General features: G+C 52.2%; 17 protein-coding genes. 11 read left to right on the forward strand and 6 right to left on the reverse strand.

Annotated features, from left to right (window positions below; genetic code table 11):
- Positions 1–406: 406 nt before the first annotated feature.
- Positions 407–706: a hypothetical protein gene (locus ACR3EQ_RS07775; RefSeq protein ID WP_170617435.1), complete on the forward strand. Its 300-nt coding sequence runs from the start codon at positions 407–409 to the stop codon at positions 704–706.
- Positions 707–926: 220 nt separating this feature from the next.
- On the opposite strand, the gene ACR3EQ_RS07780 is transcribed toward ACR3EQ_RS07775, so the two are convergent.
- On the reverse strand, positions 927–1,790 hold the full coding sequence (locus tag ACR3EQ_RS07780) for an alpha/beta fold hydrolase (RefSeq protein WP_170617437.1): 864 nt from the start codon (positions 1,788–1,790) through the stop codon (positions 927–929).
- 208 nt (positions 1,791–1,998) lie between these two features.
- Here ACR3EQ_RS07780 and ACR3EQ_RS07785 point away from each other — a divergent pair, with 208 nt between their 5' ends.
- Positions 1,999–2,958 carry an alpha/beta fold hydrolase gene (locus ACR3EQ_RS07785; protein WP_170617439.1) on the forward strand — a complete coding sequence of 320 codons (960 nt, stop codon included), beginning with the start codon at positions 1,999–2,001 and terminating at the stop codon, positions 2,956–2,958.
- 227 nt (positions 2,959–3,185) lie between these two features.
- Here ACR3EQ_RS07785 and ACR3EQ_RS07790 read toward each other — a convergent pair whose 3' ends face one another.
- Positions 3,186–4,910: an adenylate/guanylate cyclase domain-containing protein gene (locus tag ACR3EQ_RS07790; RefSeq protein ID WP_170617441.1), complete on the reverse strand. Its 1,725-nt coding sequence runs from the start codon at positions 4,908–4,910 to the stop codon at positions 3,186–3,188.
- Between the two features lie 458 nt (positions 4,911–5,368).
- Here ACR3EQ_RS07790 and ACR3EQ_RS07795 point away from each other — a divergent pair, with 458 nt between their 5' ends.
- The 3 genes from ACR3EQ_RS07795 to ACR3EQ_RS07805 all read left to right on the forward strand — a co-directional run bounded on the left by ACR3EQ_RS07795 (position 5,369) and on the right by ACR3EQ_RS07805 (position 7,673).
- Positions 5,369–6,196 (forward strand): sulfotransferase domain-containing protein, encoded by an 828-nt coding sequence (locus ACR3EQ_RS07795; protein ID WP_170619947.1) that lies wholly within the window; start codon positions 5,369–5,371, stop codon positions 6,194–6,196.
- 266 nt (positions 6,197–6,462) lie between these two features.
- Entirely contained in the window at positions 6,463–6,951 is a 489-nt protein-coding gene (locus ACR3EQ_RS07800; RefSeq protein WP_480490272.1) for a RidA family protein, read from the forward strand.
- Positions 6,952–7,064: 113 nt separating this feature from the next.
- The gene (locus tag ACR3EQ_RS07805) at positions 7,065–7,673 is read left to right on the forward strand and encodes a Spy/CpxP family protein refolding chaperone (RefSeq protein WP_480490273.1); all 609 of its coding nucleotides are present in this window, start codon (positions 7,065–7,067) and stop codon (positions 7,671–7,673) included.
- 72 nt (positions 7,674–7,745) lie between these two features.
- Here ACR3EQ_RS07805 and ACR3EQ_RS07810 read toward each other — a convergent pair whose 3' ends face one another.
- Positions 7,746–8,072, reverse strand: coding sequence for a DUF411 domain-containing protein (locus ACR3EQ_RS07810; RefSeq protein WP_480490275.1), 327 nt, complete (start codon positions 8,070–8,072; stop codon positions 7,746–7,748).
- A 145-nt stretch (positions 8,073–8,217) separates the two neighbouring features.
- A complete protein-coding gene (locus ACR3EQ_RS07815) occupies positions 8,218–9,231 on the reverse strand; it encodes a GlxA family transcriptional regulator (RefSeq protein ID WP_480490276.1) in 1,014 nt (337 codons plus the stop codon).
- A 642-nt stretch (positions 9,232–9,873) separates the two neighbouring features.
- On the opposite strand from ACR3EQ_RS07815, the gene ACR3EQ_RS07820 reads away from it, so the two are divergent.
- The 6 genes from ACR3EQ_RS07820 (at position 9,874) to ACR3EQ_RS07845 (ending at position 14,501) form a co-directional block, all read left to right on the forward strand.
- The gene (locus ACR3EQ_RS07820; protein WP_170612194.1) at positions 9,874–10,545 is read left to right on the forward strand and encodes a Crp/Fnr family transcriptional regulator; all 672 of its coding nucleotides are present in this window, start codon (positions 9,874–9,876) and stop codon (positions 10,543–10,545) included.
- 84 nt (positions 10,546–10,629) lie between these two features.
- A complete protein-coding gene (locus ACR3EQ_RS07825) occupies positions 10,630–11,061 on the forward strand; it encodes a YeeE/YedE family protein (RefSeq protein ID WP_170514316.1) in 432 nt (143 codons plus the stop codon).
- Positions 11,062–11,065: 4 nt separating this feature from the next.
- The gene (locus ACR3EQ_RS07830) at positions 11,066–11,494 is read left to right on the forward strand and encodes a DUF6691 family protein (RefSeq protein ID WP_170612192.1); all 429 of its coding nucleotides are present in this window, start codon (positions 11,066–11,068) and stop codon (positions 11,492–11,494) included.
- 36 nt (positions 11,495–11,530) lie between these two features.
- Positions 11,531–12,412 carry an MBL fold metallo-hydrolase gene (locus ACR3EQ_RS07835; protein WP_171237114.1) on the forward strand — a complete coding sequence of 294 codons (882 nt, stop codon included), beginning with the start codon at positions 11,531–11,533 and terminating at the stop codon, positions 12,410–12,412.
- 19 nt (positions 12,413–12,431) lie between these two features.
- Positions 12,432–12,770: a protein tyrosine phosphatase family protein gene (locus tag ACR3EQ_RS07840; protein WP_170612187.1), complete on the forward strand. Its 339-nt coding sequence runs from the start codon at positions 12,432–12,434 to the stop codon at positions 12,768–12,770.
- Positions 12,771–12,782: 12 nt separating this feature from the next.
- Positions 12,783–14,501 (forward strand): SulP family inorganic anion transporter, encoded by a 1,719-nt coding sequence (locus ACR3EQ_RS07845; RefSeq protein ID WP_170612185.1) that lies wholly within the window; start codon positions 12,783–12,785, stop codon positions 14,499–14,501.
- A gap of 222 nt (positions 14,502–14,723) precedes the next feature.
- Here the strand turns inward: ACR3EQ_RS07845 and ACR3EQ_RS07850 are convergent, their stop codons facing one another.
- Positions 14,724–16,109, reverse strand: coding sequence for a mechanosensitive ion channel family protein (locus ACR3EQ_RS07850; RefSeq protein ID WP_480490280.1), 1,386 nt, complete (start codon positions 16,107–16,109; stop codon positions 14,724–14,726).
- A gap of 120 nt (positions 16,110–16,229) precedes the next feature.
- Positions 16,230–16,511: a glycine zipper domain-containing protein gene (locus tag ACR3EQ_RS07855; protein ID WP_170619463.1), complete on the reverse strand. Its 282-nt coding sequence runs from the start codon at positions 16,509–16,511 to the stop codon at positions 16,230–16,232.
- Positions 16,512–16,698: the final 187 nt, after the last annotated feature.

Raw genomic sequence — 16,698 nt, forward strand, 5'->3', positions numbered from 1 at the left:
GAAATTAGATTCAAACATGCGAATTCGACACAACTTTATTTTACCTCCGTTGTTGTCGTTGCTGCTCGCTGTGCCGAGCCCTTCCGACTGCTGGAGTGAGTGCTGGCGGTTGGAAAGCACTTTACAATGATTGAGCGCTGGGAGGACGCGATGATCAGACTAAACGTACTCGCCCTCTTTCCAGAGTTTGCTCTAGCATTTGCCAGTGACGTCATTCGGCCTTCACACGTTATTGTCGGCCCCGATAGTCAACGAAATATCGTCCCGCCGACCAAGCCCCCCGCGACAAGTTGTTGGGAAGGGAAATCACAGGGTCGAAGTATGTTCCATAGCCTGCTCTGACGCGAGAACTTCAAACAAGCCCATCCAATTTCAATAATTTCATGGGAACAAGAGGGAGAAGAAAATGTCCAACAAGATGGTGATGATTGCAGGCGCAACTTGTTTCGCATTGCTTGCAGCCTGCGACGAGACGAGTACATCCAGTGCGTCCGCCGAACTCACGCCGGCTCAGCAGGCGTGTTTGCGAGATGTAGCCAGCACAACGAACAATTCACAAGTCGTGGTGCTCTCATCCGCGTTTAGCGAGGCGGGAACACAGGTCACAGTCGGCGTTGGCGAGGATCGTGCTCCTTGGAATTGCATTGCTTACAGTGATGGCGCGACAGCTGGTATCGAGTTCCTGGGCGACGAAGGCGCACTGTGAGCAGTCTGCTGCGTAGCTGAAAACGGCTGCGCAGCACTGGCTTGATCTGCTGAGGCTCGACTTAGTTTGTAGAACAACCACCATCGTATTCGCGGTCCTGTACCTGTTGGCGTTGGTTGCATTCTTGACGGGCACATTTGGCTGGTTGGGACCGGAACGAGATCCTTTGTCCGGAGTGTTCCTGCTGCCGTTGGGACTATCTTGGATACTTGTAGCGGATTTAATTTCGGAGTCCGCCAAGCCGTGGTTTGCGGCGATTGCACCGATGCTCAACAGTTCTAATATGCGACAGCACCTCCATCTCGAAACTTTCCTTGAAGGTAAAGGGACCCAAATGGCCAGCACCTTTCAGAACCTTTAGTTCAACAAGCTTGCCTTGGGATGCCAGAAGTTCAGCGATGCGCTTTGTGTGCACATGCGTCTGCGATCCGCGAATGATCGTAGAGGGAACTCCCTCAGAAAGAATGTATTCTGGGTCAGGTTCTTTCAGAAGCGCATCGAAATCGCTTGGGGCTTTGTGAACCCAATCAATCATAGCGCACCTGCGTTTACGACTCAGGGCTTGCCAAGAGCCAAGTCCTCCCCAAAAATCAGTGAAAACCTGTGCGCTAAACTCTTCGCATCCCTCTTCTATGCCCGTTCGTATTGCGTTTGTGAGGCTAACAATCTCGGAATACAATAAACCGTCAGTCAACTCTCCGGCTTTCAGTAGGCTGAACAGAGTTGGTTCATAGAGACAAAGTGATCGAACAAGGTCGGGTCGAGCTCTGGCGATATGCAAAGCCAGCGCTCCTCCATACGAGTGTCCAATCAAGTGAGCGGGCCTGCCAAGCTTCTCTATCTCAGTGATAATCGAAGCAGCTTCGTTTTCCAATGTGAACGGCCCGTCCGGGATTTTATGACCCCTAGACAGGGTTCCTATTAGGTCGGGTGCTAATGTTTTGGTTTCTTCGCTCATCCGGGCAAACAGATTGCGCCACTGGCTTCCGTCAGCGCCGGAACAATGTAGCCCTACGCAGGGAGCAGGCGAAATTTGGGACCAACACGGCGATGCGTGTAGTGAAGCGTCAAATTGCTTATTCATGTGATGACCTCCAAACTGAGTTTCACAATGGTGTCACTCATCTGGCCTTCAACCTATCGGACACATGTCCCGGCTAGACTCAAACCGACGGGAAATTGATGGGACATTTGCCCCAAATCGACTAAAAAAAGACATGCGAACCGTTAGATACACTTCTTCAAGCGATGGTACGTCGCTGGCGTGGAGCAAATCCGGAAACGGCCTACCAATGGTAAAGGCGGCTAACTGGCTCACGCATCTCAGTTATGATCTAGACAGTCCAATTTGGTCTCACTGGATCGAATTGCTAGAAAGTCAATTCACCCTTGTTCGATATGATGAGCGAGGCTGCGGATTATCTGACAAACGAGTTGAGAATCTGGGTATTGATTACTGGGTTGATGATCTCGAAGCTGTAATCGACGCCGCTGAAATAGATGAACCAATTTATCTTCTGGGTATTTCTCAGGGCGCTGCGACTTCTATCGCGTATTCGCTGAGGCATCCCGGCAGAGTCGCCGGGATGATACTCGTTGGAGGCTATGCAAGGGGCAGCAACCACCGCGGATCGGTCGCCGCCAAAAACTACAAGACTGTTATCGATGTATTTCGCCTGGGTTGGGAGAATGACAACCCAGCGTTTCAAGATGTATTTACATCAAGATTTCTTCCTGGTGCGCCGCCCGAACAACGCTCTTGGTTTACAGAACTTTGCCAAAAGACCGTTTTGCCTGAGACAGGGGCCGACCTGCTTATGGCGCGCGCTGACGTTAATGTTGAAAGTCTATTGCCAAAGGTTTCAATTCCAACACTGGTGATCCATTCAAGGAACGATCAGGTTATTCCGTTTGAAGAAGGACAACATCTCGCTCAGAAAATTCCCAGAGCGACAATGTCTGCTTTAGAGGGAAAAAATCACATTATTCAACGCGATGAACCTGCCTGGCGCGCTTTTTCCAAGAGCTTGCTTGAATTTACATCTTCCGGTCAAACGACGGACTTTAACGATTTGACAAAGCGCGAGCAGGACGTGCTGAGACTCATCTGCCAAGCAATGAGTGGTAAAGAAATTGCTAGAAGTCTTCAAATGAGTGAAAAAACTGTTCGAAACCACACAAGTAAAATCTACGCCAAACTTGAACTGCAAAACAGACAGCATGCAATTCGCACGTATGGGCATCTGTTCTGATTAGAACATGAAACTGCAAACCTATTAATCTGATCTAACGTGGCAATGGCAGCTTTGTCCGCAGAGCAATCGTTCACGCCGAGCGCCGCGAAAGTTCGATTGCCGCTCGCCGCTATTCACTTCAACGACTGTTCGCAGACCAAATTGGGCATTCTTCCAGCGGCAAAAATATGTTTCCACATGTTGCATGCTTGCTATGACTTGCCGCTGGTCTACAACTGGTGTCGTCAATCAGGAATTCCTGCGGCTGCCAGCATTTCATAGTAGGCGTCATAGATTTCTGGTTTTGCGATAGAGATACGAGCGCGCATATGCCGGAACATTGAAACGCTAAAATCGGGTTCCCGCGACATGTGAATACGTGCGAGTTCTCTAGCTCGGCTCTCATTGCCGTGAGCCATTTCCGCCACAAGTTCGTTCAGGCGAAAGACAGTCACAGTATTATGAAATGCACGCATTTTTTGGGCGGTTTCTCTTAGATCGCGCCAGTTCCCTTCCGCGATTTGCGACAGGCTGATACCCATGTGGACACGGTAGTTTAGTGGGTCATTCGGGTTAAGTCGGAGCGCCTCCCTGGCATGTGCCTGTGCCGTCTGTGCTTGGCCCATCAGGCCACGCAGTACGCAACTGGATCCCCAGGCTGAAACGCAATTTGGGCTTCTCTCGACGACTTGATCCACAAGTGACAAACCATACTCTGTATCCTCCGACAGAAACGCGAGTACGTAACCGGCATATGCTTGCGCCTCTAGGTCAAGATGTGATGCCGCCAGAGCCTCATGTGCCAGCTGAATTGCGTAGTCAAATCGGGCCTCGTTTGGACGCGTATCCGGGTTCCATAGCAAAGTGCGGATCCAGCCTCGAAGAGCGCTTGCCAATGGGTACTCACTTGAGAGTGAAAGAGCTTTTGACAAATGGTCGTCTGCTTCAGTGAATTTGAACCTGTAGATCAAGGACTGCGCACGTAGGAAGTGATCATAGGCTCCAAGGGTGTCAGGGCGCTTGTGAGCAGCACGGTCTATTTCAGCTTGTCGGATACCTGGCGCAATCGAAGCAACGACAGCCTCGGTAATCTGGTCCTGAAGCTCGAAAACATCATCGAGCTTGCCATCGTATCGATCCGCCCAAACATGAGACCCGGTTTCCGCATCAATCAGCTGACCCGTGACACGCAACCGGTCACCAGCGCCGCGAACGGACCCTTCCAATATATAGCGGACACCAAGCTCTCGGCCGATACGACGCACATCAACCGAAAGCCCTTTGTAAGAAAAAGAAGAGTTTCGGGCGACCACGAATATCCAGGGCACTCTGGATAAGCTGGTGATGATGTCTTCGGTAATACCTTCCGCAAAGTAATCCTGTTCAGCGTCAGGCGACAGATTGTCAAAAGCCAACACCGCCACTGAAGGCCTGTCAGGACGGGATTGAGTTAACGGGGATTCAGTGGCAAATGCTGTTTGTACCAAGTAAGCAGTTACAGGGCGTGTGATATTCTTCAGATATTGCGGCCCCAATTCGGTGAACGATACATCCACCTTACCCACAAGATCTTCGTAAACCCGACCTGAAACGATGATCCCTCCGGGAGGAGCAAGACCTTCCAGCCGGGCCGCGATGTTGACGCCGTCACCAAGAACATCACCGTCGTCATCAAAAACATCGCCCGCGTGAATTCCCATACGGAATTGCATTTCCGGACTTTGCCCGCGCGCCCCGTTCCGCTCAGCCATCTGACGTTGCATCGTTTCCGCACATGCCAGCGCATCTACAACCGAGGAAAACTCTGCAAGAAAACCGTCACCAGTTCTTTTGAACAGGCGTCCGCCATTCAGGCCGACATGCGGCTCCAGCGCCCTAAAGTGGCCCCTATATGTGTGCAATGCGGCTTCCTCGTTAGCACTGACAAGCGCGCTATAGCCAACAACATCAGCCACGAGTATGGCAGCCAAGTACCGCTCCAAACAAAATCCTCCCGCGTATCCATTGTGAAGGAGTGTCAAAGGGATATTAGGGGTTTCGCGCATAAATCGCGATCAATATTCAATGAACATCAGTGACCGAATAACGACACGCAAGCTTTTTGCTTTTGGGTAAATTAGGCAGAAGCGGACCTCGAAAAACCGAACTTTGTAATTTCGACTTTACACCGCAGCACAGGCATTGGAGCAAGGTGCCGCGTATGACTGCCTTGAGGGCAAAACGAGCTTCTAGCCGCGAATGCAAGGTTTTCGCTTGGCACTTTGAAAGGCCTTCCTACTCGGGTGCCATCAAAATTCTAGGTTCAGCGCCGCATGCTTGCTATCGTTTCATTAAGGGTCCATTGGCGGAAATCAGAATGACGATACGGGCGTCTTCAAGGAAGGCATTCGAGTACAGAACACGTCTCACCGACAATCGGATTTGGGACATGTTCGCGCTGCGCCAAGGAGATGTGATTGTTGCAACACCGCCAAAGTGCGGAACAACATGGACGCAAGCCCTTGTGCTGTCGCTCTTGTTTGAAAAGCCAGGTATGGACAAGGTCATGGATGACCTGTCGGTTTGGCTCGACCCTGCGTTTCGAGATCAACTCCCCATAGCTCGAATGTTCGAAGCTCAAAGCCACAGAAGATGCATCAAGACCCATACGCCTTTTGACGGCATTCCTTTCGATCCAGATTGCACCTACATCGCGGTGTTCAGACACCCAATCGACGCACATTTTTCGATGCGCCGACATGTGGCAAACCTGAAGGAAGACCTGATCCAAGACAGGTTCCCGGATGAGCCGACAGCTTCATTCGCCCTTTTTCTTGGTGAGACCGTTCGAGAGGAGATGGCCGATGGGATCACCCTTGAGGCCATCGTTCATCACTTCAAGTCCTTCAAGTCAAACATCCAACATCCCAACATACACATTTTCCATTACGCCGATATGCGGCGCGATTTGCTCTCTCATACTAGAAAGCTCGCTTCCGTACTTGGTTTGAAAATTGGCGATGAAATGCTGGCCGCAATTGCGGAAAGTATGCAGTTCGAGAACATGCAAGCCAATGCACGCGCGAGTGCTAAGGAAGAAACACAACGGTCCACAACCTTTAAAGACCCGTCAGCCTTCTTCGATAGCGCAAGCAGTCGCAAGTGGGAGGGCAAGCTTTCAGACGAAGACCTTCTTGCGTTTCACAAACGTCTTGCAGAGTTGCTTCCGGAAGCCGACGCGCGATGGCTTCAGTCTGGCGGAGAGCTTCCTGCTTAGGACCTCGCTTTCTTAGTAAAGATTGCCGCTTCGGGACCGTCTCGGCCATCTGAGACTTTTTGCCGGATGACCCGTAACCACGATGAGCGGTCATTCATGCCCGCGAACGCGGCCAGGGTTTGCCCTAACCAACAACAGCCGTTCGCCGCGGTTTCGCCAGATGACTCAAATGTGGACGAAGCGGACCTTGCAAAGTTTGGTGGTCGAGACCGACTTTGGGCATGGTTTATGGTAAGATCCATGCAAGTGCTGCGAGGGAGAGTACCATGATCGACGCTGAACAGCGATTGGTAGACCACAACATCATTTTACCTGCGCCGCTAAAATTGCCTGTTGGTATGGTGTTGCCATTTCCGTGGATTAACGTTCGGGGCGACCGGGCGTTCGTATCTGGTCATGGACCACAAGAAACAGACGGTACTCCGGCCGCGCCATTTGGAGCAGTCGGAGAAAATGTGTCTGTGGAAGAGGGCTACGCCTCAGCACGCAAAGTCGGGCTTTCTATTCTCGGCAGTCTAAAGCGCGAACTTGGCAGTCTAAACCGAATAACGGGGTGGTGCCGAGTTCATGGGATGATAAATTGCAAATCTGGCTTCAGCGATACGCCTGCGGTTCTCAACGGTTTCACGGATTTGATCATTGACGTCTTTGGAGAAGAGATTGGCCGCCATTCACGTACGGCGGTCGGGGTGGCAGGCCTACCAATCAACTTCCCAATTGAAATCGAAGCAGAGGTTATTGTCTCAACGGCCTAGAATACACGTGAATCCGGAACGACGTACTGGTCAAAGAGGAGCAGGAATGTCGCTGCGCCGGGCAGAAGTACTGTATGGAAGAAAGCATTTGGGTGAGCCAGAAAGGAGACTCCATGATTAAGTTTATGCCTAAGTTTCTGATTGTAACGGCGCTCTGTACGATCCAATACTCTCAAGTAGCACTCGCGCAAAGTCACACTCACGACGCTGAAGTCACGCCATACGCCGGACTGCAATCCAGGACCATCAAAAGCTTATCTGACACCGATTTAGAAGAGTTGCGGCGCGGCGGAGGTTGGGGTTTTGCTTTACCAGCGGAGCTGAATGGCAAACCAGGCCCAGCACACTTGCTCGAATTGAAAGATGAACTTGGACTCTCGAAGGATCAGCTGAGAAAAATTGAGGCGATCCATTCTGAAATGCGCGAACAGGCAATCGTCGCAGGCGAGCGGTTTATTGAGGCCGAGGCGGCGTTGAGTGAAGCGTTTGCCGGTGACCAGCTTGAATTGGCCGAGCTAAACAAACTTGTTGAAGCGGCCGAAACTGCCAGGGCCGAGTTGCGACTGGTTCATCTGTCCCGGCACCTGCAAACAACACCACTGTTGAGCGCAGATCAAATCCAACAGTACAGCATTCTAAGAGGGTATGCGAACGACCCGTGCTCCAATGTGCCCGAAGGCCACGACCCAGCCATGTGGAAAAAACACAACGATTGCAGCTGAATCCTTTTGAAATCAGCGCAAACTAATGTTGGACATGGAGCTGGGAAATCTGATTGCCCTTCATCCAATCTCTCAGCTGTGTCGAGCAAACACACTCGTCGTCCCATCCAGACCAACGAGCAAGGTTTCATAAGGTTCTCGTTCGTCTGAAAAATCCATGCCGGGTGAACCCATCGGCATGCCTGGAACTGTCAGGCCGAGGCCTTCAGGATGTTCGGACAAAAGTCGATTTATGTCTTCTGCCGGAACATGACCTTCGACAAAAAAGTCCCCAACAATTGCAGTGTGGCAACTGGAAAGCACATCTGAGATTTTCATTTGTTCTTTAAGCGACCACAGCTGCTCCTGTTCCACGTTCAGTGTATCGGCGCGAAATCCTGCGGAAATCAGGTGATCCACCCATGCGGCACAACAGCCGCAGGTTGGCGTCTTGTAGACTTTGATGAGTGGGGCTTGTTGTCCGGTAGTCACCGATGTGTAAGGCAGTGAAAGGCGACACCGAGCCCTATGCGGTCAATAGTATGCCAATCTTGAACACCGTCCATCAGGAGTAGCTAGAAAACCGAGACAGACCGAACATTTTGCGATGTTCGCTAGGTGTCATTCCTGTCTTTCTCTTGAACAATCTCCTAAACGAAGGCGCGTCGGCATAGCCGACTGCTTCTCCAACCTCCGCGACGGGGCAGGCGGTAGTTTCAAGCAACTGTCGGGCCTCTTCAATTCGCAGCGCCAAAACGTAATCTTGCGGTGACTTGCTCGTGGCTTGGCGGAAGCGTCGTGCAAACGTAGTTGGCGGCAACCCGGAACGTTTAGCCATTTCTGCGACTGGGTTGTCGATGACGTAATTGTCGGAAATCCACAACTGAGCCCGTGAGATAATGGCGTCAGCATGAGGTGCCGTAGTGATCATTGAACTAAATGGTGACTGAAGTTCTCCGCGGTTGGCCATAAGCCAAACTTTTGCTGCCCGCACCGCCCTTTGCGTGCCGCCGTAATGCGCGATCAGGAACGTAGCGAGTTCCTGCCATCCGGTTGTCCCACCCGACGTTACGGGTCCGCGAGACGCATCAGCAAAGCAAAGGCCGCGGTCGATGCGAAGCCGTACATTCGGATAAAACCTCCGAAAAAGGCCTTCCCAAGCCCAATGTGTGGTCGCTTCAACCCCATCCAAAATACCTATTTCCGCCAAATAGACCGCCCCTGTACAGGCTGACACTATGCGTGTCTTGGCCAAGTCGCGCTTGGCAAGCCACCCCAAGCAAGGATGTTGTTTGGGGTCGAGCCGGTCGTGGGGAGAAAGTGTCAGTCCAGGTACGACCACAATATCAGCGTCGTCTGCGTTGTTAAATGTCTGGTCTGGAGCGATCCATACGCCACTTCCGCAACGAAATCCCTTGGTGTCTGGGCCAACGAGGCTAACGTCAAACACCGGCACTGGCTCCTCGCCGCTCACCAGATGTTCCCAGTCCCGCCCTGCGGCCACCAAAGTGTCATACAGGCCAAACACGCTGGAGGCGCTGGTTTCTGGGGTGGCAATGATCTGAACCGAAAATGGCATAGGCAAAATTCCCAAAATGGTGAATTTACCCCTTTTTTAGCTGTTCCACCACTCACGCCCAACGAAAAATGTCGCGCAATCTTCAAAGGCACGCAGCCCTCTGGAGGTATTAGTGAAGATGAACGCAGTTTGGGATTTATTTTTCGACACTAAAATGCTGATTTTTCCGAAGAGATCCGCCTCAGTAGGACTCAGCCCAACAGACGACCAAGAAAGAGGAACCGGCAACTACAAAGTTACAGAAGAGATGTGGAATTCGGTGATCTATATTGGACCAGGCTGTTCACTGGTGAGAGACCGTTAGTTTGAGCAATTTCGATGTCCGCTTTTCCGCATCTCGGAAACTGCAAAGACTAGTTTTGGATGTCCGCTATGGGCTGACTGCGGTCCTTTGGAGTAAAAATGCGGATGGCAGCAATGTCCGCATAGCGGTCGCTCGCGATACTCAGGCGAACGTCTGCACCGAGCCCGAAGCGGCCAAAGAGCTGAGCCGCGCATTAATAGCCAGTCGGGCTGGCCAATGTTGGGCGATGCTCGGATCTAGCTCGTCTGAAAAGCGAAGAGAGCCATTGATCCAGATTGCGTGCCACCGCATCTTTGTATGGAACCAGTGAACCGAACGCACAGGGCATAGGACAAAAATTGAAGACAACTGTCGGAGATTGGACCGAAAGCTTTCTTGGCACGAGAAATCTACCTCGGCGGGTCAGGGATAAACTTCTACATGAAGCACGCGTGGTTTCATACAAGCAGGGCCAGCAAGTTTTTGGACCCGACAACATCCCGGACAGTCTGATGTTTTTGCATGCCGGCCGTATACGCGTTTCCCAAAGCTCTGATGCCGGGCGAGAAATCGTGCTGTATCGTGTTGAAGCTGGAGAGAGCTGTGTGCTGACCACCGCCTGCATGCTGTCCGAGGAAGCTTATAATGCTGAGGGTATTGCCGAGACCGACGTTACGGCAATCACATTGCCAAAAACCTCTTTTGATAGACTGGCTGCTGAAGAAGACAGTTTTCGCGGCTTCGTTTTCTCGGCCTATTCTCGTCGGTTGATTGATCTTCTGCGCGTGGTCGACGATGTCGCCTTTGGCAGAATGGACGTTCGACTGGCAGAGCGCCTTTTGGCGCTGGGAGAAGGTCATTCTGAAATCCAGGCGACGCATCAGGCTTTGGCCAACGAATTAGGGACAGCGCGTGAGGTCGTTTCACGCATACTGAACGATTTTCAAAAGCGCGGACTTATCCTTCAGACGAGAGGGCGGATTACCCTCCAGAACAAACCTCAATTAGAGCGTTTGGCGGACAGCGCATGAATTTTTGCGTTGGGTGACATTGTCACTGAAGAGCAAGGCACCGGTCGGTAATCAGGTTGCAACACGAACAACCGGAGACGCCTGATGGAAACCGCGTTTACGCCGATCGCCTCATTTGGAGGTGGGCTAGCAATTGGACTTGGATCCGTGCTTTTGATGCTCGGACTTGGACGCATCATGGGTGCGACGGGCATTTTGTCCGGCTTGGCATTCCCAGAAAACCGTGAGGAATTCGCCTGGCGAACAGCTTTGGTTGTGGGAATGATCCTCGCACCGGGCCTGATCTATGCTGCAACCGGTGCGATGCCTGAACTTACGGTACCTGTCAGCCCAACTATGATCGTGATCGGCGGCGTGATCGTAGGCCTGGGCGCCAGTCTCGGGTCTGGCTGCACTTCAGGGCATGGTGTTTGCGGACTATCTCGGCTGTCTTTTCGCTCCTTGGTGGCAGTGCCGACCTTCATGGTCACAGCTGCAATCACAGTCTTCCTGATCCGTCATGTCTTTGGAGTTTAATGCAATGAAGCTTGTTTTTGCTTTGTTTACTGGCCTGATCTTTGGCATTGGCATCGCTGTGTCGGGCATGATGGACCCGGCCAAAGTTCTGAATTTCTTCGATATTGCCGGGACGTGGGATCCTAGCCTCGCCTTTGTTATGGGTGGTGCGCTCCTGGTCACTTTCTTCGGCTACAGACTTGCCTGGCGGCAAACAACGCCGCTCTTTGGCGGGCGTTTTCAGATTCCAAGCGCGACGGCCGTAGACAAGCGACTGGTTGGTGGTTCGGCTCTCTTTGGCGTCGGTTGGGGAATTGCAGGCTTCTGCCCCGGCGCTGCTATTCCGGCACTTGGCACCGGGCGTTGGGAAGTCGCTCTCTTTCTGGTTGCCGTTCTTGCCGGGTTTGTACTGCGCAGGCTCCTTTTCGCGCGACCTGTTAAGTCGGCGGCGTAATCACCCATTGCCTCAAACTCTCAGGAGTAAAGTTAGATGACGTATCACTCGAACATAAACATCAAGCCGGACGTTCAGGCCTTCTTCGATGAGGCAACGAACACCATCAGCTATATTGTAAAGGATCCAACCTCGAACTCATGTGCCATTGTCGACAGCGTAATGGACATTGATTACGCTGCCGGGCGCATCACTTACGATCACGCAGACGAACTCATCCGCCAGATCGTAAGCCAAGATCTGAATTTGGAATGGATCATTGAGACCCATGTTCACGCCGATCATTTGAGTGCGGCGCCGTATATCCAAGAAAAGCTTGGGGGAAAAATCGGCATTGGTTCAAAAATCATGATCGTGCAGGACACGTTTGGAAAGGTCTTCAACGAAGGTACCGAGTTCCAGCGTGATGGCAGCCAGTTCGATCAGCTTTTCGAAGACGGCGATGCGTACATGGTTGGCAATATGCAGGTGTTCACAATGTACACCCCCGGCCATACGCCGGCTTGCATGGTACATGTTGCAGGGGATGCGGCTTTTGTGGGCGATACTTTGTTCATGCCGGATGGGGGATCGGCGCGCGCAGATTTTCCAGGCGGCGATGCAGCAACGCTTTACGATAGCATTCAAAAAGTCCTGAGCTTGCCGGACGAAACACGACTTTTCATGTGTCATGACTACGGACCAAACGGGCGGGACATTGCCTGGGAAACAACTGTCGGCGATGAGAAAGCCCACAACATCCACGTTGGCGGTGGCAAATCAAAAGAAGAGTTCGTCAAGTTCCGCACAGAACGAGATGCTCAGCTGGCAATGCCGAAGCTGATCATCCCATCACTTCAGGTAAATATGCGTGCGGGTGAGGTGCCAACGGACGTGGACGGCAACCCCATGCTCAAGATTCCGGTCAACAAACTCTGATTTTGAAAGGATGAGAGCGATGGAAATCACCCAAATTTCCGACGACTTCAGTACTTGCGGCCAATTAGAGGCCGATGACTTTGCGGAAGTCAAAACGCTTGGATTTCGGTCGTTAATCTGTGTCCGTCCTGACGGCGAAGAAAAGGGTCAGCCTACCTTTGGCGAGATCCAAGACTGCGCCAAGGCTCAAGGTCTTCAAGCTCGCTATGTGCCGGTCAAACACTCCGGCGCAACAGAAGCGAACCACATTGAATTTTCTAAGGCGTTGGCAGAGCTGCCTGAGCCTGTCCTTGGCTACTGCCGAAGCGGTCAGCGCGCTGCAGCGCTGTGGCGCGCACTACGAGGCACTGCGGCGTAGCGGGAGGTAACGATGCGGGCGAATCAATATCTGCCGGTTCTGAGTTGGGCTCGCAGCTATGGACGGGCGGAGCTCTCTAACGATCTGATGGCGGCGGTGATCGTCACCATCATGCTGATACCCCAATCCTTGGCCTACGCGCTCTTGGCTGGGTTGCCACCGGAAGCGGGGCTGTACGCATCCATCGCGCCAATTCTGCTTTACGCAATATTTGGAACCAGTCGCGCCTTAGCCGTTGGCCCGGTTGCCGTTGTCTCACTGTTAACAGCGTCAGCGGTCGGTCAGGTTGCTGAACAAGGCACGGCAGGCTACGCGGTTGCGGCACTAACCCTCGCATTTCTTTCTGGCGGTTTCCTGTTGCTTTTGGGGTTCTTGCGGCTAGGCTTCCTGGCTAATTTTTTGAGCCACCCGGTGATTGCGGGTTTTATCACAGCATCCGGGATCTTGATCGCCGCCAGCCAACTCAAGCACATTTTGGGTGTCAATGCTCACGGACATACAGTGTTCGAGATACTCGCATCGATTGCTGCGCATTTGCACGAGGTGAATTGGGTTACGCTTGTTATCGGTCTCAGTGCGACGGCCTTCCTTTTTGGGGCCCGCCGTTGGTTAAAACCCGGACTATTGAGGCTAGGCGCCCCGGCGGCGCTTGCCGATATTCTGACGAAGGCGGGACCTGTTGCCGCCGTAGTTGCTACTACGGTTGCGGTTTGGGCATTAGATCTTGTCGAAATGGGTGTGGAAATCGTTGGGGAAGTCCCGCAAAGCCTGCCGCCGCTTACTTTGCCAGGATTTGCGCCCGATTTGCTTGCAGCGCTGTTGGTTCCGGCGATTCTGATTTCAGTGATTGGCTTTGTCGAATCCGTCTCAGTCGCGCAAACTTTGGCTGCCAAGAAACGTCAACGGATCGATCCGGACCAGGAACTCATTGGACTGGGCGCAGCCAATATCGGCGCAGCGTTCACAGGAGGCTACCCGGTCACGGGGGGATTTGCGCGATCAGTCGTCAATTTCGATGCCGGCGCTGAAACTCCTGCTGCTGGCGCCTATACTGCGCTTGGCCTCGCGATCGCCGCCTTGGCGTTGACACCATTGGTGTACTTCCTGCCAAACGCTACGTTGGCCGCCACAATCATTGTGGCGGTTCTGAGCCTTGTGGATTTTTCAATATTGCGCAGAACATGGGACTTTTCCCGTGCGGACTTCATCGCAGTATCTGCAACGGTTTTGCTGACGCTCAGTCTGGGTGTTGAAGTCGGCGTCGCGTCTGGAGTTGCTATTTCAATACTTTTGCATTTGTACAAGACGTCTCGACCGCATGTTGCGGAAGTGGGCCGCGTGCCCGGGACAGAGCACTTTCGAAATGTCCTGCGCCACGATGTCGAAACCGCACCTACGGTGTTGACGTTGCGCATCGACGAGAGCCTTTACTTTGTAAACGCCGGCTTTCTGGAAGAACTGATCTTCAGTCGCCTTGCCGAGCGGACGAAGGTCAAACATGTTGTTTTGATGTTCTCTGCCGTTAACGAAGTGGACTACTCAGCGCTGGAAACTCTCGAGGCGATCAATCACCGCCTTAAGGAGCTTGGCGTCGGCCTACATCTGTCCGAAGTTAAGGGTCCTGTTATGGACAGACTCAAGCGGTCTCATATTGTCGACGGTCTGAACGGCAGGGTTTTCTTGTCCCAGCACGATGCGTGGACAACGCTCATTGCAGAAGCGAGCGAGTGACCAAGATCAGCTTGGTTTGTTAACGTGATATGAACGAGCGCTTTGTCCGCAAAGCAGACATTGAACTGATTTGATCGAACATCCGCTTCGAGCCCAAAGCAGGCACTCATTTTAGGTTTTTAGCGGTTCTCGTACTCCGCAAAGCAGTCCTTGGCGCCTGATTTGACCACGTCTGCTGCATGCACCCGAGGTTAATTCTGGTTCCGTTATAAATGCCTGCACTCAGCCTGCTTCAAGCACATCGCGAATTGCATGAAATGTTGGCCGATGCGTTTTTTGAATCTCTACAGTATGTGGATAGGGAATGGAAACATCGTTTGCATCAAAGGCCAACTTGACGGCTTTAGTGATTGCGAATTTCAGTTCCCAGTAGTCATCGGATTTCCACCAAAGCCGCGCGGTAAGATCCACAGAGCTTTCGCCTAGGTTTGTCACGCGCACCCACGGCTGCTCCGGGTCATCCAAAACGCGTCCGTCTGCATTTGCTACTTGGAGAATAATCTCAGCTGCCTTATCAGGGTCATCCCCGTAATCGATACCAAAAACCAAATCGACCCGACGTTTATCAGAGGCCGTGGAGTTCAATATCACGTCACCCCAAATCATGGAATTCGGTATTACAATGACCTGATTGTCTGGCGTCAGGACAGTGGTTGAAACAATAGAAACGGACTTGACCGTTCCGGAAGTGTTTCCAGCTGTAATGTAGTCACCTTCATCGAACGGATTGTTAATCATTAGCATTACACCAGCTGCAAGGTTCCCAAGCGTTTCTTGCATTGCAAAGGCGAGGACAAACGAGCCACCTCCGACGATTGCGAATAACGCCGTAATGTCGACACCCAATGAAGAAAGTACCACGAGGAATCCAATTCCCATCGTAAGCCAATAGATTACCCTTGCTAAAAACGCGGGCATCAGCTTCGGCATGCCCCGCATCCGCCTAAACACACGCAACGAGAAGGTCGACACAGCTTTGGCCACGACAAAAAGTGCAAATAACGACGCGGAAAGCGAGATCATGCTGATCGCAAACTTGCCGCCACCATCAGTTGATCTTACCCACGTGAGAGCTTTTCTACTCAGGTCTTCCCAACTGGAACTCTGCGTTTCATCTGCGATTATGGCACTTCGGTAAGCGCGGTATGTGCCCACTTCCATCTCATCACCGTTCTTCTTGTCCAGACCCCCGACTACCGCCGAAAACCGCTTGAAAGCCTCATTGCGATCTTCAGTAAGGCGTAGGATGCGGTCAAAGTCGGCTTCTGATGTGCCATCACCCTCGTTTGCTGCCGCGATAGTCGCCTCGACCACGGCTTTGGTTTTCTCGCGCGCGATTTCTTGCCAGCGCACAGCAAGAGAAGATAATTCATCTTTTGTCAGTGGTATTAATTGAAGCTCAAACTCCTCCAATTCGACTCGGGGATCGTCGAACCCCGCAGGATACGGCACTTCTGCCTTCTCAATTTCTGAGGTTGGACTTGCTTCCGGTACTGATTGCTCGTTCGCAAAAATAGGCGTTGGCAATCCTGCGGCCAGAGTCAGCAGAAAAGGTGCAAGAAAGCACAAGGCTAATCTTGAACAAATTGATGTACCGGAAGACTTCATTAGTACTTATCCATATTCGAGTGTTTTTTCTAGTCGCGAAACAATGGCCTGCAGCGGCGCGACACCAGATACCGCCAGTAAAGCAGTCTTTGGTCCGCCGTGACGGGCATAAGTTTTTTCCTAGTCGTTGTGACTATTTCGGTCGTCGCGGCGCTCCTCTGCGCGGTCCTGCGCGTCTTCTAAATTGTCCTTCTTGATCGCGCCGCTCACGGCGCCAATTGCCGCGCCGGCAGCAGCCCCGCCAACGACGTTCTCGCCAGCAATGGCAGCGACAGTGGCGCCAACGACCGCGCCTTTGAAGGCTTGGTCCGCGACGTAGTCAGCCTGAGCCGTCGCTGCCATTGTAATCAGAATTGCCCCTGAGATCGGAGCAATAACGAACTTCTTTGTAGAGTTTTTCATTGGCTATATCCTTGTTCTACCCAAGCAACCACTGCGGTTGCCTTGTGTTATCGAACTAGGTGGGACCACCGTCTGCTGTCTTTTGCCACCGGGACAAGGTTTTGCGGATACTGGACACCTTCTGCGTTTAGGGATCTGCAGCTTTATCCATCAAAATGATATTTCCACTTGAGCGATTTCATTTCTT

Source organism: Ruegeria sp. AN11, assembly GCF_056536005.1.

Coding starts and splice junctions, on each gene's coding strand:
- ACR3EQ_RS07800 (WP_480490272.1), top strand. CDS start 6,463: ATGATCGACGCTGAACAGCGATTGGTAGACCACAACATCATTTTACCT.
- ACR3EQ_RS07855 (WP_170619463.1), bottom strand. CDS start 16,511: ATGAAAAACTCTACAAAGAAGTTCGTTATTGCTCCGATCTCAGGGGCA.
- ACR3EQ_RS07785 (WP_170617439.1), top strand. CDS start 1,999: ATGGTAAAGGCGGCTAACTGGCTCACGCATCTCAGTTATGATCTAGAC.
- ACR3EQ_RS07775 (WP_170617435.1), top strand. CDS start 407: ATGTCCAACAAGATGGTGATGATTGCAGGCGCAACTTGTTTCGCATTG.
- ACR3EQ_RS07840 (WP_170612187.1), top strand. CDS start 12,432: ATGGAAATCACCCAAATTTCCGACGACTTCAGTACTTGCGGCCAATTA.
- ACR3EQ_RS07825 (WP_170514316.1), top strand. CDS start 10,630: ATGGAAACCGCGTTTACGCCGATCGCCTCATTTGGAGGTGGGCTAGCA.
- ACR3EQ_RS07830 (WP_170612192.1), top strand. CDS start 11,066: ATGAAGCTTGTTTTTGCTTTGTTTACTGGCCTGATCTTTGGCATTGGC.
- ACR3EQ_RS07835 (WP_171237114.1), top strand. CDS start 11,531: ATGACGTATCACTCGAACATAAACATCAAGCCGGACGTTCAGGCCTTC.
- ACR3EQ_RS07815 (WP_480490276.1), bottom strand. CDS start 9,231: ATGCCATTTTCGGTTCAGATCATTGCCACCCCAGAAACCAGCGCCTCC.
- ACR3EQ_RS07795 (WP_170619947.1), top strand. CDS start 5,369: ATGTTCGCGCTGCGCCAAGGAGATGTGATTGTTGCAACACCGCCAAAG.
- ACR3EQ_RS07805 (WP_480490273.1), top strand. CDS start 7,065: ATGATTAAGTTTATGCCTAAGTTTCTGATTGTAACGGCGCTCTGTACG.
- ACR3EQ_RS07780 (WP_170617437.1), bottom strand. CDS start 1,790: ATGAATAAGCAATTTGACGCTTCACTACACGCATCGCCGTGTTGGTCC.
- ACR3EQ_RS07850 (WP_480490280.1), bottom strand. CDS start 16,109: ATGAAGTCTTCCGGTACATCAATTTGTTCAAGATTAGCCTTGTGCTTT.
- ACR3EQ_RS07845 (WP_170612185.1), top strand. CDS start 12,783: ATGCGGGCGAATCAATATCTGCCGGTTCTGAGTTGGGCTCGCAGCTAT.